This window comes from Microcoleus sp. PH2017_12_PCY_D_A, assembly GCF_020738565.1.
In the GTDB taxonomy this organism is placed as follows: domain Bacteria; phylum Cyanobacteriota; class Cyanobacteriia; order Cyanobacteriales; family Microcoleaceae; genus Microcoleus.
Genome location: NZ_JAEQCI010000126.1, coordinates 1 through 15618 on the forward strand (window position 1 = coordinate 1; position 15618 = coordinate 15618).

11 protein-coding genes are annotated in these 15618 nt (G+C 46.9%); 6 read left to right on the plus strand and 5 right to left on the minus strand.

Annotation, left to right across the window (positions count from 1 at the left end; translation table 11 throughout):
• Positions 1-192: 192 nt before the first annotated feature.
• Positions 193-624, minus strand: a complete 432-nt coding sequence (locus JGK39_RS27920) for a VOC family protein (protein WP_293253786.1) — start codon at positions 622-624, stop codon at positions 193-195.
• A gap of 11 nt (positions 625-635) precedes the next feature.
• Here JGK39_RS27920 and JGK39_RS27925 point away from each other — a divergent pair, with 11 nt between their 5' ends.
• Complete coding sequence (locus JGK39_RS27925) at positions 636-1535, plus strand: TIGR00297 family protein (RefSeq protein ID WP_293253789.1); 900 nt, start codon at positions 636-638, stop codon at positions 1533-1535.
• A gap of 207 nt (positions 1536-1742) precedes the next feature.
• Here the strand turns inward: JGK39_RS27925 and hetR are convergent, their stop codons facing one another.
• The 4 genes from hetR to JGK39_RS27945 all read right to left on the minus strand — a co-directional run bounded on the left by hetR (position 1743) and on the right by JGK39_RS27945 (position 6283).
• Complete coding sequence (hetR, locus tag JGK39_RS27930) at positions 1743-2648, minus strand: heterocyst differentiation master regulator HetR (RefSeq protein WP_293253934.1); 906 nt, start codon at positions 2646-2648, stop codon at positions 1743-1745.
• A gap of 637 nt (positions 2649-3285) precedes the next feature.
• Entirely contained in the window at positions 3286-3507 is a 222-nt protein-coding gene (locus tag JGK39_RS27935; protein ID WP_293253792.1) for a hypothetical protein, read from the minus strand.
• A gap of 569 nt (positions 3508-4076) precedes the next feature.
• A complete protein-coding gene (locus JGK39_RS27940; protein WP_293253794.1) occupies positions 4077-4304 on the minus strand; it encodes a hypothetical protein in 228 nt (75 codons plus the stop codon).
• 95 nt (positions 4305-4399) lie between these two features.
• Positions 4400-6283 (minus strand): FAD-dependent oxidoreductase, encoded by a 1884-nt coding sequence (locus JGK39_RS27945; RefSeq protein WP_293298227.1) that lies wholly within the window; start codon positions 6281-6283, stop codon positions 4400-4402.
• Positions 6284-6779: 496 nt separating this feature from the next.
• Here JGK39_RS27945 and cysC point away from each other — a divergent pair, with 496 nt between their 5' ends.
• From cysC to JGK39_RS27970, 5 genes are all read left to right on the plus strand, one after another.
• Complete coding sequence (gene cysC, locus JGK39_RS27950) at positions 6780-7304, plus strand: adenylyl-sulfate kinase (protein WP_293218534.1); 525 nt, start codon at positions 6780-6782, stop codon at positions 7302-7304.
• A gap of 37 nt (positions 7305-7341) precedes the next feature.
• Positions 7342-9147, plus strand: coding sequence for an SLBB domain-containing protein (locus JGK39_RS27955; RefSeq protein ID WP_293298230.1), 1806 nt, complete (start codon positions 7342-7344; stop codon positions 9145-9147).
• A gap of 143 nt (positions 9148-9290) precedes the next feature.
• Positions 9291-11618, plus strand: coding sequence for a tyrosine-protein kinase domain-containing protein (locus tag JGK39_RS27960; RefSeq protein WP_293298233.1), 2328 nt, complete (start codon positions 9291-9293; stop codon positions 11616-11618).
• Between the two features lie 796 nt (positions 11619-12414).
• Positions 12415-13782, plus strand: coding sequence for an NAD-dependent succinate-semialdehyde dehydrogenase (locus JGK39_RS27965; RefSeq protein ID WP_293253809.1), 1368 nt, complete (start codon positions 12415-12417; stop codon positions 13780-13782).
• Between the two features lie 108 nt (positions 13783-13890).
• Positions 13891-15573: an acetolactate synthase large subunit gene (locus tag JGK39_RS27970; protein ID WP_293253812.1), complete on the plus strand. Its 1683-nt coding sequence runs from the start codon at positions 13891-13893 to the stop codon at positions 15571-15573.
• The last annotated feature ends 45 nt before the right edge of the window (positions 15574-15618 follow it).

The following is a 15618-nucleotide window of genomic DNA, read 5'->3' on the forward strand; positions in this document are numbered from 1 at the left end:
CTACGAACTATTTTGATTGCGGGTTCGTAGTGAGGACTTTAGTCCTTTTCAATATCGGAGGACTTTAGTCCTCACTACGAACTATTTTGATTGCGGGTTTGTAGTGAGGACTTTAGTCCTTTTCTACAAGAGAGATTGATTCTCAATTATCAAAAAAATAACTCTATTCTGACCCACCCTACGAGGCTACCACTAAACTGCATCGCCGACTTCCGCATATTCGCTCCGGCCAAAAATTGCTTCAGCTTCGCAGTAATACTTGAACTCCAGTATATTGTGGAAAGGGTCTTCTAAGAAGAAAGTGCGGTGCTCTGTGGGCAAACCGACAAATCGCCGTCTCGGTTCTTGATAGAAATTCAAGTTGTTTTGCTGGGCTTTTTCTAACAACCCTTCCCAGTCAGATTCCGAAGTAAAAATCAAGCCAAAATGCCGGGGATAGATGCCTCGCTGAGGCGTCACAGCTTCGCGGCTGACGTGGGCGACTATTTGATGGCCGCACAGGCCCATAATCGCAGAATTCGGCGATTCGCGACCTAATTGGCAGCCGAGCCCGTCTACGTAGAAGGCTTTGGTTTGAGCAATATCTGTCACGGGGAAGGCAAGATGAAATATGACTTGGCTCATGGAGGTACTCAATGCAGAATTCAGAATTGTTCTTTAATTATTTATCTTGGTCTAATCCTTGGTTGGTGGCGATCGCCCTGAATACATTTTTACTCGCGATCGCCACCTTTACTCCCAAAAAATTGCTTACTCCGGCTGGACAACTCCACGGTTGGCTGCTGGGTGTCATCATCTGGGGCAGTTTGGGATGGCGGGGCTATGCTGTGGTCATGTTCTACTTTCTGGTCGGATCTGGAGTTACCCGCATTGGCAAAGCTCAAAAAGAAGCTGAAGGTATTGCCGAAAAGCGATCGGGCGCCCGAGGCCCGGAAAATGTTTGGGGTTCGGCTTTAACGGCTACTCTTTGTGCTGTGGGAATTTTGGGATTATCTGTTTTGGGAGACACAGGCGGTATTTTGGGAGACACAGGCGGTATTTTCGGAGACACAGGCGGTATTTTCGGAGACACAGGCAAGATGCCTGTGCCACCTGATGCTATTTTGCCTGTGTCACCTGATGTGATTTCTTTGTTGTTGCTGGGTTATGCGGCGAGTTTCTGCACCAAACTTTCCGATACCTGCGCTAGCGAAATCGGCAAAGCTTACGGGAAGCATACGTTTTTGATTACTACCTTGCAGCCTGTACCTAGGGGAACGGAAGGGGCGGTAAGTTTGGAAGGAACGATCGCAGGTATTGTCGGATCGATTCTAATTGCTCTTGTGAGTTGGGCTGTGGGTTTAATTGACTTGACAGGAATTCTGGTTTGTGTTGTTGCAGCTTTTATTGCTACGAACATCGAGAGCGTGATTGGCGCAACGGTGCAATCAAAGTTTGAGTGGCTGACGAATGAGGTAGTGAATTTTTTTAATACGCTCATAGGAGCGATCGCAGCGATCGTCCTAGCCTTCGCTTGGAGAACTTTTTTCGCTTAGTCAGTGCTGGAGGCGACCCAAGAAACCGGGTTTTTTACGATCGTTCAAGGCCTTAACCCAGTATTTTCGGAAAAAACCCGGTTTCTGCGCCCAGAAATATTAGTTATTAATCATTAGTCATTACTGTCGAGCGATCGAATACTAACCACCAATGACCAATGACCAATGACTAATGACCAATGACTAATGACTAATGACTACTGATGACTAATCGTCGTCTTGCGGCCCAAAAACCATTTGTACAATCATCGTTGGTTCACCCCGCTTGTGATAGCGATCGGCCCAATTACGAATAATTTCATCTAATTCCTCAACAGCCTGTTCTAGCCGTTCCGGCGGAACATCCAAAGTTTCCATAACTCGCATGACTTTCGGTTGTTTTTCCGCCCAATCCTTCATCAGCCGGAAATATCTAGCCGTATCCTCCACCATTGTAAACGTGCGCTCTTCCTGTTCTGCCGGAGAGTAAGTAGCGCGGGTGAGAGCATAAAAAGGCATTCCCCAAGGCGAATCAATGCGAGTCACCGTTCCGGAATATATCAAGCGGCGCTTGATGTGTTCTGCTAGAGCTTCGCTCAAAGGCATTCGCCTTTCTGCTGACATCTCTTCTTGCGATCGTCTGTGCAGAAACTCGATCAACTCCATAAACTGAAAAGAATTGATCAATTGAGCGTCAGGTGGATTAGGAGGAATCTTGCCTTCGAGATATTTTTTTTCGTCAGCAGTCAAGCTGTTTCCCGGAATGCGAGGGCGTCCCGGAACCCAAGGATACTGTTCCAGCCAGACATAAGGAAACTGAATCAAATATCTAGGTTCTTGGGAACCCAACATTTTCAGCAATTTTCCCTTAGTCAGAGCTTCCCGGACTTCCTCGACGATCACTTTCACCCGTTTAGGCTCAATGTGATGCAAGTGTCCGGTCATCCGCAGGTTGTTTTCCTGCTCCATATAGGTCATATAAATGGCACACTTAGCCGCCGTTGCGGCCGCGTCTAGAAACGCCCCATGCCTGTGCCCGCTGGTTCTCATGGCGCTAAACGCCAGATATAGCATGATCTGATCCATTGCACTGGGGCTCAGGCTTTTGACCAGATCTAAAGAGTCATTTTTCATCACAATCCCCGAAATAGTAAAACTTGGAGGCATCTTTTCATCCCCCTAAAAAAAAATATTGCGAGACCGCCGAATCAAGCATAGCCTGCGATCGCCGGAAAGCTGGGCAGCTACCCAAATATTCAGGCAGATTAATTTTCCTGATATGATTGGGGCATGGGCTTAAAGGCGATCGACACCGAATAAGTGGTTCTTATTGGCAAATTTAAGTCGAGTGATCCACCCTCTGCACTCAGGGTGTACCTATATATAAGTTAGTTATCGCACGTCAATTATAGTGCAGCGGTTAAAAATTCAACCCCACCTGTGGGGAGAAAACGTAAAGAACTGTTGCGATCGCAAAAATTTGAGGCGGCTCAGAGAGGGGCAGAATGGGAGAAAGAGAGAGAGCATTTTCAATACAAAACCGCCACCTACGAGAATTTCTCTCTACGTAGATGGCAGCTCCCGTTTATATTGTGACATTTATTACAAAAAAATAGCCTGCGGAGTATCAATAAAAAGTGCAGTTGCCTGAGGAACCTGACAAACTATAAATCCGAGAAAATCCGATCGATGACACGGGCGCCCTCGAAACCAGCCTCGAAACAAGAAACAAGTCAGTTGCCAAACTAGCTTTCTGGCAATGCGATCGAAATTATTGTAGTGCCTGAGTGACTGTGCCGGTCTGCATCAAATCATACCGTCCGCTGCCTCTGCGGGGAGCGCGATCGCCTCTTTGTTGAGTTTGCGCTGATAACATATATTGAGCGGTAGAAGTTTCTAGCTGTGGGAGTGGGGATTCTGTGGATAGAGCGCAGGTAGCACTCAAGCTAAGGCCCAACAGGCTGAGCAAAGCAATTGCAGGGTAGTTTTTCATGGGTAGTATCCGTGTCAGTGTCTATTTACAGATACGGACTTTTCCCTTGCTAATCAGGATTGATTTTGTTGAAGTTGCCAGACTATCCAAAAAACATGATGCGAGAATTATTTGATTTTAGTGCTGGACGCACGAGCGAGCAGAAAACGGGTTTCGACTCTGCGGTAACTGAGCGTAGCCGAAGCTTAACCAGCAGTTTTTTACGAAAATCTTGCGTTGTACTTCATAAATTAGGTAAAAAAACTGGTTTCTTTGGTCTTAATGCGTAATTCCTAAATTTTTAAAATTGTGTCACCCACAATAAATTTTAGTTGCCTACATTTATAGGTAAAATGTATCTCCAGCCTGAAACAGACAAAACCGCCAAATATCGCAAGAGTAAATCTCTTGAGAGATGGCGGTTGCAGCTCGATCTGCTATCATTTTTAACACGCAAAAAATATCCTAATGACTGTCAACAAGAAGTGGAGTTGCCAGACGAACGTCACTTTCCTAGAATCCCAGAAAATCCGATCGACACGGGCGGCCGAAGCCCACTAATTTGTAGAACTTATTTTTGTCCTATGCCATTAAAATGCTGGTATGTAATGTGTGTAAAGATCGGTTTTAGCAAACTCTCTGCGTCCGCTACCTCTTTCTGGAGAACGATCGCCTTTTTGTGGTTTAGTGGACGCCAAGAACATATAATCAGTGGCAATTACGAGCAGTTCCACTAGGCGTTCAAAATATCGAGCGGCGCTGGCACTCAAGGTAATGCCCAACAGGCTCAGTAAAGCAATTGCAGTGTAGGTGTGCATGGGTAGTATCCGTGTCAGTGTCTATAACCTGATACAGACTTCCCCCGCTCGCTCAGGATAAATTTCTAGCAATTTTCGGAACTTTGCAAAAAACCTCACCCCTTCAATGCTACTGCACCCAACCGCAGCCAAGCACCTGAAAAATTCAGCCTGCCCCATACCGTCAGAGGCTTTTCGGTTTTGCAACTCTGTAGAAATCTGTCGGTTTCCCAGTCCAAAGTCACGAGTTGCCAAGTTTGACCGACTAAGGATGCGGGACTTGTCAGCGTCAGTGTCCAGTCTTGTGCGCCCCGACGGCGGAAAATGCCGGTAAATTCACTCTCGGTATTTGCTGTTTTACTGCTGGGATTTACACAGAAACCGGGTTCAAATGTCAAGGTTCTGGGTTCAAATACAGAACTTTCGTTGAAAAACCGGGTTTCTTCGCAGTTTTTGACGAACAAAGGACATTCGCCGCTGGCGGGATATGCTTGAGGTCGATCGAGATAATAGCGCTGCCAATGCAGCCAGTCCGATCGCTCCTGTGTCAAATTAAATAAAGGAACAACCGCCGCCCTCGCCTCGGAATCTTGCAGCAAAGCTTCCTGCAAAACTCTGACAGGCAAATCGCGCGGCTGACATCCAACTTCCACACACAAAGCCGCCGCCATCCCCGCCGCCTGTCCGATATTCATCACCAAAGGTTGCAAGCGAGTTGCACCGTTGGCGATGTGAGACACGGAAATATTTTTTTCGCAAACTAGCAATCCGTCTGTAGTCGCAGGAATTAGCGCACTGTAGGGAATTGTGAAGGGAGTGCCAGTCCAGCGGCCGCCCCAGCGGATGGATTTGGGCTGTAAGGGAATATCACCGCTGGGATAATGGTGGTCGTTAGCATAGTTGCCGATCGCAATTGTCTCGCAAATTCCCTGAGAATCGATCGGCAATTTCGCGACTTTGGCGCCTCCAAAGGGCAAAATATCTTGTTCTGTGACTGTACTTATCCCTCGCAAACGGCGGCTTTCTCGGTAGTAGGGGTGCAAGGCGAAGCCAGAAAGCAGGGAAGAATTTTCGGGATTTTCTGTTTTTGAAATGGGGAAAATATTTTCTGCTAAGCCGTAGCGCGGGCCGAGTTGGGTTTGAATGAAGCGGGCGAAACTTTGGCTGTGCCAGAGACTTTCTTGGAGGAATTCTTGTCGGGATGTTTTGGATTCAATTAGTCGATCGACCTTTTCACCATAATCATTACCACAAATCGGCCAATTAATCATCAACAATCCCCCAGGAAGTCGGCCGTAATTGAGGAATTGTTCGGGAGTGTAATCTTTCCAAGCGCCGGAAAATCGATCGGGATTGTCAACAGGCGGCGCGGGAATTTCTGGCGCCACCGCACCCTCGCCAAAATCCTGCATGATGGCCACCCAAGTAGGAGCTTGCACCGAATACCTTTGTGTGAGATCGTTAGGGGCGATCGGCGCGCTAGGTTCTCCCCACTCAGCTTGAAATTCCCAACCCCAGCGATGTCCAACATCAGCTAAAGCCAGCAAATCTCCCAATTCCGTTGCATCCAAAGTGATTTTGGCAGAAACCGTAAAATCTGCAAATCTCACCCCAGAAATTCTGTTGTCTTCAAAAATCACATCTTGAGCTGTTTGTCCAGAAATCCACTGCAAGTTCGGCAAAGACTTAACCCAATCAGCAAAAATTTCAGCACCGATGCGGGGATCGTAAGTAAAAAAACTGACCCAGCCCCAATCCAAACCTCCCGGTTGTCGCTGCTGGAGTTCCCGGAGAAACGCGCCCCACAAACCAGTCTGAAATGCTGCTAATTCGTTGCCGTCGGGAGCACAAACGCCGGCCGAAGTCAGCATTCCTCCCAGCCAGGGGAATTCGCTGACTAAAATAGTTTTGGCACCTCGGCGGGCTGCTTGGACTGCTGCTGAAGTGCCGCCGGTGCCGCCACCAACTACTAAAACATCTGCTTTTAAGACGGGAAACATAGGCAATAGGATTGGAGATTGGAGATTTGGGATTGTTCAAGGCTTATGTAGGCGAGCCGTGCCGTGAATATACGGATATATGTTAAACACTTGTGATAATTACCAGCAATTCGTGCCGTGAATATACGGATATATTTTAAACACTTGTGATAATATCAAATGTTGAGTACCGTTAATCTACGGATATATGCTCGATGTTTGTAATAATTTTAAGTGTTCAATGCCGTAAATATACTGTTAGATCTTCGAGGTTTGCGATCGATCGCGACTTTGATTTGAATTTGTTAAGTCTTTACAAAGAATATATCGTAAATTATGTGACTGTCGCGCATTTGTGTGGTGAGATGACCGCAGAGTTCGCAAATTTTGAGTTCTCATTTTTCGCAGGTAAATCTTATCAAGATGACACCGCAAACCACGATAAGATAGAAAAGGGAGAATAGATATAGAAAATTTTACATTCTATAATTTCCCAGTTACTTATTAATGGTTGAAAATGGAAAAAGGTTTTATTTTGTGGTTTACCGGACTCAGCGGTTCTGGCAAGACAACTATCAGCAAAGCTCTCGAACCAGAATTGAAGACCCGAGGCTGCAAAGTTGAAATATTGGATGGAGATGTCGTTCGCACCAACTTGTCAAAAGGCTTGGGATTTAGCAAAGAAGACCGAGATACTAATATTCGGCGGATTGGATTTGTCGCAAACCTACTCAGCCGCAATGGAGTTGTGGCAATCACGGCAGCTATTAGCCCCTACAGAGCTATTCGCGACGAAATTAGAGCAATGGAGCCAAATTTTGTTGAGGTGTATGTCAAAGCGCCGTTAGAAGTGTGCGAAGTTCGAGATGTCAAAGGGCTGTACGCTAAGGTCAGAGCAGGAGAGATTAAGGGTTTTACGGGCATTGACGATGCTTATGAAGCACCCCTCAATCCCGAGATTGTTTGTTGCACAGACGAGGAAAGTTTGGAAGATAGTGTCAAAAAAGTTCTGAGCAAGTTGGAACAGTTGGGTTACATTTAATGTTGGCGGGGTAGGAAGAGGATAGGGGCAAAAAGCGATGGTGGTGAACAGTTCTTCGCGCGGCGCGCAACTTGAGAAAAAACCTCACCCTGCGGTTGTCTTGGCAAAAAGGAAAAGGGGAGATTTTCTCCCTTATCTTTGCAGGAAAGGGTCTGAGGGAGAGGTTTTCAGCACAATCTGCAAACAGGTTTATGGCGTAAGTAATGCAGTCAAAAATTTAATTTTCCAAAGTTTAACTGTGTCAGTGCTGGCGGCGACTGTGGGTTCATCTGCCGCGGTGGCCCAGTTTTTGCCTCCTCCTCCTCCTTCTCCTCCTTCTCCTCCTCCTTCCCCTTCTTATCCTCCTCTTCCTTCTTTTTCTCCTCTTCCTCCTCCTCCTGCTTCGGGTTCGGGTTCTCCGATTCGCGTACCGGTACCGGCAGCGCCGGGATTTCCGTCAGTTCCAGCCAGTGCACCTTCGAGTGTACGATCGGAAGTTTACACTTTGGGCGCGGGCGATCGCATCCAAATAGACATCTTCAACGTCCCGGAATACAGCGGCCCCAACGGTCAACACCAAATACAGGCCGACGGTTCCCTGAGTTTGCCGTTAGTTGGCAGCCTATCCGTGGCCGGAATGACCTTAGAACAAGCTTCTAATGCTGTTAAGAATCGATACGGCAAATATCTCAAACGTCCTGTAATTACGATGAAACTGCTGGCTGCGCGTCCTTTGCAAATTGCGATCGCCGGTGAAATCAACCGCCCCGGAGCCTATACAATATCCTCAGCAGCAGGCCCCGGAGGCACATCAGAGCAAATCGGCACTCAAATGCCCACAATATCGCGGGCGCTGCGACTAGCCGGCGGAATAACCCAGTCAGCAGACGTGCGACAAATCAAAATCCGCCGCCCCCAGCGCAACGCAGCGGAACAAATTATCAGTGTGGATTTGTGGGAATTATTGCAAAACGGCGATTTGCGCGCCGATATGACTTTGCGCGACGGCGACACAATATTTATTCCCACTGTAACTAGCCTCAACCGCCAAGAAGCACCGACTTTAGCAGTAGCTAACATTACCGGGCAAAGCACTCAACCAATTAATATTGCTGTGGTGGGCGAAGTAACTCGACCCGGTACTTATACTCTGGCAAAAGAGCTTCAAAGTAGGGTACAAGAGAATGAATCGGGTGCAGATTCTGGTTTGTTTGCTGCTAAGGAAACTCCCGGTGGCGGGGAAACTGTTTTGCAGCAAACTGTAACTAGGGCTATTAAAATGGCCGGCGGCATTACGCCGGTAGCTGATATCAGACAAATACAAGTTCGCCGCCTGACGCGGGCGGGCACCGAACAAATTATTAATGTGAATTTGTGGCAACTTTTGGAAGCGGGAGATGTATCCCAAGATTTGGCACTGCAACAGGGAGACACGGTAATCGTTCCCAAAGCCGAAAATCTCAATGCACTCGAAGGCACACAAGTTGCTACTTCTAGTTTTTCACCGGATTCGATTAAGGTGAGTCTGGTGGGAGAAGTCGTGAAACCTGGCTCTTTTGCATTAGGGCCCAACACTACTTTAAATCAAGCGCTGGTAGCAGCGGGAGGTTTTAATAAATCGCGGGCCGAAATGGATTCGGTGGATTTAATTCGCCTCAATCCTAACGGCACTGTTTCGCGGGTAAGTGTTAAGGTGAATTTTTCGGCAACCGCTAATGAGGAAACCAATCCCAAACTGCAAAATAATGATGTAATTATGATCAGGCGATCGGGTCGCGCTGCATTTTCAGATAATGTAGGTGGCACTCTCGCTCCTTTCAGTCCACTGTTGGGAATTTTCCGGTTGTTCAATATTTTTCGGTGATTTCAATAGACTAGCCCTCAGACCTCATCAACCCAGTTTCTACAAAAAAATTCGGTTGGGTAACGAAATATCTAATCAGAAACCGGGTTGATGAAACTGCACCAGCCGTACAGACGTTTAAACTAATAAGTTGTAGCAATCAAATGAAACCAGGTAAAAAATCTCAAATAGCACTGTTTAATAACAATAAAAAAGCCGCCGTACAGCCAAAATTATCTTCCGTGCTTTATGAAGAAGAGCAGTTTTTTGCGACGGCTCAAACCGAGGAAGAACCGTTAAATTTTTGGGAAATCTGCCGCAATCGCTCGTTCTTAGTCATCGGCGTAGCAGCGGCGGTGACAACGGGGGTTTTTGCCTGGACGCTGACTCAAAAAAGCGAGTATGAAGGACGCTTTCAATTATTAGTAGAAACCCCTGTTACGCAAAACACTTTAGCAAAAGTCTACTCCGGCGAGCTGAAACTGCAACCGGCGAGTCCCGCGACGCCAGAAAATCCCGTTTTTGACTACGAATCGCAAATTCAAGTTTTGCAAAGCCCGCAAGTAATGTCGCCAATTATTAAACAGTTGCAGGCGAAATATCCCGAAATAAATTACAACTATCTTTTGAACGAAAAAGCAGATAATCTGCCTTTTTTGCAGGGAACTAGGCTATCAATTAATCGCTTCAAAAATACCAAGATAATTGAAGTTAGATATCGGGATTTCAATCCGAAAAAAATTCAGTTTGTTTTGGAAAAAGTGGCCCTAGGCTACCGCAACTACAGCGTACAAGATACCAAAACTCAAATTAGCCAGAGTCTGGATTTTGTGAAATCGAAAATTCCCAACCAGCAAAAGCGCCAACAAGCTCTGCAAACAGAAATTCAAAAGTTGCGGCAGCAGTACAATTTCATCGATCCGCAAGTTCAAACCCAACAACTCGCGCAGCAAATCAGCCAACTTCAAACGCAAAGATTGGACGCGCAAACCCAGCTAAACCAGCAAAGATTGCTCTATATCAACCTGCAAAATCAGCTCGGATTAACCCAGCAACAAGCGCTGATGGCTTCGGCGTTGAGTCAAGCTCCCCGCTATCAAGGAATGCTAACTCAATTGCAGCAATTGGAAGGACAAATTGCGATTAATTCGGCGACATATACAGACAACTCTCCGCAAATGCAGTTGTTGCGAGAACAGCGCAAAAATCTGATTCCTTTGTTGAAGAAAGAAGCCCAACAGGTGCTGGGAACTGATTTGGCTAAGGTGAATTCGCAAGTGCTGGCTTTTCAAGATCCGGTGCGGATTAAGTTAATCGAACAGTTTATCGGTACTGCTAATTCTATTCAGATTTTGGGCGTGCGGAATCAGGTTTTGGAACAGGCTGCTAAGCAGTTGAATCAATATTCTCAAGGATTCCCGGTGATTTTCCGGCGCTATGCGGATTTGCAGCGGGAGGCGGAGTTGACTAACAATACGCTGAATGGTTTGCTGGCAAAACAGCAAGCTTTGCAGCTTGAAGCTGTGGGGAAAAAAGAGGTGGCTTGGGAAGTTATTGCTAAGCCGGAAATTCCGCGCTACAAAAATGGCGAGTTGATGGCTGTTGCTCCGATTATGCCTTTGAATTTGGCTTTGGGGGGATTGGCTGGTTTGTTGTTTGGGATGCTGGCGGCGCAGTTGGCGGAACGGTTTAATAATAAAACTGTGTTCAATTCTCCTGAGGATGTCAAGCATTCGATTCGCCTACCTTTGTTGGGGGTGATTCCTGCTAGCGATAAAATTTTGAGACTGCCGCCTGCGGAGACAACTACTATTGATGTGGGAAGTTCGCCGGTGCCGACGGATGCTTTTGAAGAGGCTTTTCGATCGCTCAATGCTAATATTCGCTTGCTAAATGTTAATAGTCCGATCGCATCTTGTGTAATTACGTCTTGTCAGGTAGCTGACGGTAAGTCTACGGTGGCGGTAAATCTGGCGCGGGCGGCGGCGGCAATGGGCCAGCAGGTGCTGTTGGTTGATGCGGATTTGCGGAGGCCGCAGGTGCACGAAATGCTGGGGTTGCCGAATTGGCAGGGCTTGCACAATGTAATTGCCGAGGATGTGGATGTGGAAGAGGTTATTTTGCGATCGCCCCGCGATGAAAACCTATTTGTGTTAACATCCGGGCCAGTGCCTCCCGATCCCACAAAGGTGCTTTCTTCCCGAAAAATGCAGCATTTAATGGCAGCTTTGGCAAGTCATTTTGACTTAGTTATTTACGATACTCCGCCGCTTTTGGGTTTGGCGGATGCGAATTTGTTGGCGGCTCACACCAACGGATTGATGCTGGTGGTGGGGCTGCATCAAACTGAGCGGGAGGCGCTGCTGTTGGCTTTTGAAGATTTGAAAATGGCGGGGATTCCGCTGTTGGGAATGGTGGCGAATAACGATAAGGGCAGCAGGTATTACTATCAGTCTTACGTGCAGAATTATATCGAGGAAAAATCGGTTTGAGGTAGGGGTCAACTTAAGCTGTCAGTCCGCCCAGTTCTTTCGTCCGCCCGTCAGTCCGCCAGGGGTTGAAACCCCTGTCTAATAGCGAAAGTCCTCTCAAAGAGGACTCTTGAACTCATTAGTCGTCTTTAGACGACTTTCGCTTTGAGGCAGGGGTTAAAACCCCTGCCGGACTATTGGTTATACGTGGAAAGTTGACACGAATGGGCTCTTGGAGTGTCCTCGGTTGTTTGTCACGTGCGTCGCTGCGAGATTTTCGCTCTTTTTTGGGATTTTTGATGGCTCCGCACCTTATGCCTGATTCTTGCAAGGTGCGTCGCTGCGAGATTTTCGCTCTTTTTTGGGATTTTTGATGGCTCCGCACCCTACGGCTATTATTACTCTTGAACTCATTAGTCGTCTTTAGACGACTTTCGCTTTGAGGCAGGGGTTTTAACCCCTGCCGGACTATTGGTTATACGTCTGCCTGGAAACGCATACCCGGAGGAAGAGCCTCCATTGTCGATTGTCCCAGCCGAGGCAGAGCCTCTAGATATAGGTTCCCCGGCAGAGCCTGGGAACCAGTTAAAATTCGCCCATATAAACTTTAAAAACAAAATTTCTTAAGATTTGCGATTAATACCTTGCAGTATAATTAAAAACAGAGACATTTAAACAAATCCCGGCACTTGCAAGTTAGCAAGATCTAAAAATATGGCTGGTAAATCCCAATTTTCTAATACATCGATACAACAACTCCCGAGCTAGCTTCAAAACTATCAGGGAGTTTTGTGTTTTTCAAACAGGAGATAAAACAATGGCTATTGCTACTATCAACCCGACAACGGGAGAAACGCTGAAAACTTTCGATCCAATAACAGATGAAGCAATAGAAGCTAAGCTGGCATTAGCACAGCAAGCTTTTAACAAATACCGCCACCTGCCCTTTGAGCAGCGAGCAATCTGGATGCAGAAAGCTGCGGATATCTTGGAGCGCGATCGCGAAATTTACGCCCAAATGATGACCCTGGAAATGGGCAAAACGCTCAAATCGGCGATCGGCGAAATAGAAAAATGCGCCTTAGTTTGCCGCTACTACGCCAAAAATGCCGCTCAATTCATGGCAGACGTACCCGCAACCACCGACGCTAGCAGCAGCTTTGTCCGCTACCAACCGCTGGGCGCTATTTTAGCCGTCATGCCGTGGAATTTCCCATTTTGGCAAGTTTTTCGGTTTGCGGCACCGACGCTGATGGCGGGCAATGTAGGCTTGCTCAAACACGCTTCCAACGTGCCTCAGTGCGCTTTGAAAATAGAAGAGATTTTCGCGCAAGCCGGCTTTCCCGAAGGAGTTTTTCAAACTTTGTTAGTGGGAGCCGACAAAGTAGCTAAAATCGTTGCGGACGATCGCGTAAAAGCAGCAACTCTCACCGGTAGCGAACCGGCTGGTGAAAGTTTGGCAGCAAATGCGGGCAAAAATTTGAAAAAAGTAGTGCTGGAATTGGGAGGAAGCGACCCATTTATTGTCATGTCCAGCGCCGATTTACCAGCAGCTTTATCCACAGCAGTCACATCGCGGATGCTCAATAGCGGCCAAACTTGCGTATCTGCCAAACGGTTTATTTTAGTAGAAGAAATCGCCGACGAATTTATCAAAGGATTTGTCGAAAAATTCGAGCAATTAAAAGTAGGCGATCCGATGTTGCCCGAAACCGATATCGGCCCTTTGGCGACTCCCGCAATCCTCAAAGAATTGGACAATCAAGTGCAAGATTGCATCAAATCGGGAGCAAAACTCCTGACAGGCGGCCGCCCACTGTCAGAGAAAGCCGGCAATTTCTACTTGCCAACTATTCTGGCAGATATTCCCCCGGATGCGGAGGCGCGCCAACAAGAGTTTTTCGGCCCGGTAGCCTTGGTATTCCGGGTTGCGGGCATCGATGAGGCGATCGCCCTGGCCAACAGCACATCCTTTGGATTGGGTGCCGCGGCTTGGACTACAGTAAGAGAAGAGAGCGATCGGTTTATTTCCGAACTAGAAGCAGGCGCCGTATTCATCAACGGCATAGTAAAATCAGATCCCAGATTGCCCTTTGGCGGCATCAAACGCTCCGGTTACGGACGCGAATTGAGCATCGAAGGAATTCACGAATTTGTCAACATTAAAACAGTGTGGGTAAAATAAGTAAAACTTTATCAACTCCTCGCAATAATCTTAATTGATTGTGGCACGGGCATCCTGCCCGTGAATCATCTGTAGTTAAAAAATCAAAATTAGTATTTTTGCAAGAAGTTGACGAAGACAAAAAACACCCACTTACAAAGGAAAAAAACGGAAATGAACACTGCTGAACTACTCGTAAAATGTTTAGAAAACGAAGGCGTAGAATACGTCTTCGGACTTCCAGGAGAAGAAAATTTAGAAGTTCTCGAAGCCCTAAGACACTCTTCAATTAAATTTATTACTACTCGCCACGAACAAGGCGCCGCTTTCATGGCAGACGTTTACGGCCGCCTCACCGGCAAAGCAGGCGTTTGCTTGTCCACCTTGGGCCCCGGCGCAACTAACTTAATGACAGGAGTTGCTGATGCTAACTTAGACGGTGCTCCCTTAATAGCAATTACCGGACAAGTCGGCACAGATAGAATGCACATAGAATCGCACCAATATTTAGATTTGGTCGCCATGTTTGCACCAGTTACTAAATGGAACGCTCAAATTGTCCGCCCCAGCACGACCTCAGAAATCATTCGGAAAGCCTTTAAAGTAGCTCAAAGTGAAAAGCCCGGAGCAGTTCACATTGACTTGCCAGAAAACATCGCAGCCATGCCTGTAGAAGGAGCTCCGCTGACGAAAGACAACCGCGAAAAAACTTTTGGTGCTTACCAAAGCCTGAATAAAGCCGCTGTGGCAATTTCTAAAGCAAAAAGTCCTCTGCTGTTAGTAGGAAACGGCACGATTCGCGCTAACGCCAGCGAGGCTTTGACAGAATTTGCTACTCGATTAAATATTCCAGTAGCTAATACTTTTATGGGCAAAGGTGCAATTCCTTATACTCATCCTTTAGCACTTTGGACGACGGGATTGCAAAAACGGGATTACATTAGCTGTGCTTTTGAAGAAACTGATTTAGTGATTGCTGTTGGCTACGATTTGATTGAATATTCCCCGAAAAAGTGGAATCCTGACGGTAAAATTCCGATTATTCACGTAGGAGCTCTGCCAGCAGAAATTGACAGCAGTTATATTCCGATGGTAGAAGTTGTTGGGGATATTTCGGATTCGCTGAATGAAATTTTGCAGCGTGCCGATCGCATGGAGAAGACAGATCCTTTTGCTAAGCAATTGCGGGCGGATATTCGCGCTGGGTACGAACAATATGCCAAGGATGATGGTTTCCCGATCAAGCCGCAAAAACTGGTTTACGATTTGCGGCAAGTGCTGGGCCCGGAAGATATTCTCATATCTGATGTGGGGGCTCACAAAATGTGGATCGCGCGGCACTATCACTGCGATCGCCCGAATACCTGTTTAATCTCCAACGGATTTGCTGCGATGGGGATTGCGATTCCGGGCGCGGTGGCGGCAAAACTCGTTTATCCCGATCGCAAAGTAGTAGCAGCCACCGGCGACGGCGGTTTTATGATGAATTCTCAAGAGTTAGAAACTGCGTTGCGCGCAGGTACTAATTTTGTCACTCTCATCTTTAATGACGGCGGCTACGGGTTAATTGAATGGAAGCAGGAAGATCACTTTGGTCATTCAGATTTCGTCAAATTTGGCAATCCCGACTTTGTAAAATATGCCGAAAGTATGGGTTTAAAAGGCTATCGCGTGGAATCTGCCACCGATTTTATTCCTATCCTGAAGGAAGCCCTGGCTCAAGATGTCCCCTGCGTGATTGACTGCCCCGTAGACTATCGAGAAAATGCTCGTTTCAGTCAATTATCTGACGATATGAGCTGCAATATCTAAGTTAGGAAACTGGTATTTTTGCGATCGCCTAAATCAACATAGTTC

Bases quoted from the DNA above. Each gene is read 5' to 3' on its own strand.
- JGK39_RS27945 (WP_293298227.1), bottom strand. From the start codon at position 6,283: ATGTTTCCCGTCTTAAAAGCAGATGTTTTAGTAGTTGGTGGCGGCACC.
- JGK39_RS27940 (WP_293253794.1), bottom strand. From the start codon at position 4,304: ATGCACACCTACACTGCAATTGCTTTACTGAGCCTGTTGGGCATTACC.
- JGK39_RS27925 (WP_293253789.1), top strand. From the start codon at position 636: ATGCAGAATTCAGAATTGTTCTTTAATTATTTATCTTGGTCTAATCCT.
- JGK39_RS27960 (WP_293298233.1), top strand. From the start codon at position 9,291: ATGAAACCAGGTAAAAAATCTCAAATAGCACTGTTTAATAACAATAAA.
- JGK39_RS27935 (WP_293253792.1), bottom strand. From the start codon at position 3,507: ATGAAAAACTACCCTGCAATTGCTTTGCTCAGCCTGTTGGGCCTTAGC.
- cysC (WP_293218534.1), top strand. From the start codon at position 6,780: ATGGAAAAAGGTTTTATTTTGTGGTTTACCGGACTCAGCGGTTCTGGC.
- JGK39_RS27955 (WP_293298230.1), top strand. From the start codon at position 7,342: ATGGTGGTGAACAGTTCTTCGCGCGGCGCGCAACTTGAGAAAAAACCT.
- hetR (WP_293253934.1), bottom strand. From the start codon at position 2,648: ATGAAAAATGACTCTTTAGATCTGGTCAAAAGCCTGAGCCCCAGTGCA.
- JGK39_RS27965 (WP_293253809.1), top strand. From the start codon at position 12,415: ATGGCTATTGCTACTATCAACCCGACAACGGGAGAAACGCTGAAAACT.
- JGK39_RS27920 (WP_293253786.1), bottom strand. From the start codon at position 624: ATGAGCCAAGTCATATTTCATCTTGCCTTCCCCGTGACAGATATTGCT.